General features: G+C 67.3%; 2 protein-coding genes. Both read right to left on the bottom strand.

Annotated features, from left to right (window positions below; genetic code table 11):
* Positions 1-185, bottom strand: a 185-nt coding sequence (locus ABD112_RS11505; protein ID WP_343926010.1) for a DUF4244 domain-containing protein, incomplete at its 3' end; no start/stop codon positions are given.
* Positions 186-289: 104 nt separating this feature from the next.
* On the bottom strand, positions 290-553 hold a 264-nt coding region (locus ABD112_RS11500; protein ID WP_343926008.1), incomplete at its 5' end, for a type II secretion system F family protein.

The raw sequence follows: 553 nt of genomic DNA, 5'->3' as shown, positions 1-553 counted from the left end.
GCGGCGAGCGTGGTGATGGCGTATTCGGCGGTGGCGGCGCCGCGCTCCGAGCGGAGTCGGGCCCGCAGGATGGTGATCGCGCCGGCGTGCGGGGGCGTCGCCAAAGCAGGCCGCCCAATCGCTCCCGCTCGAGAGGCACGCCCCGGTTCAAGGGCAGGAAATCGGGCAAGGTGCGGATCGTTCATGGGGTACTCCTTCGTGCGCTGTCGCGCAGTCTGCGGCCGAGTACCTCAAGCCTGCCAAGCCGATGTCCGCCTCGGCATGAGGCCACCGAATGTGTGGAGCGCCTTCAAAACCCAGCGACGGTGGATGAGATGACCGCGACCATGAGGGGCAGCACCCCGAGAACCATGAAGGCGGGCAGCACGCACAATCCGAGTGGGAGCATGAGCCGCACGGAAAGTGCGGCGGCGCTGGCTCGGGCATCCGCATCCGCAGCAAGACGCAGTTCGTCAGCTTCGGCACGTAACAACTCTGCGGCCGGCACCCCCGCTTCGTGCGAGAGCTGCAACACCTCGTCAAGGTGATCACCGTCACCGGGCAACTCGAAGCG

The sequence above is a fragment of the Rhodoglobus aureus genome (assembly GCF_039527955.1).
GTDB classification, from domain to species: domain Bacteria; phylum Actinomycetota; class Actinomycetes; order Actinomycetales; family Microbacteriaceae; genus Rhodoglobus; species Rhodoglobus aureus.
Note: the sequence above shows the minus strand (reverse complement) of the source record. Positions and strands in the feature narration are given on the sequence as shown.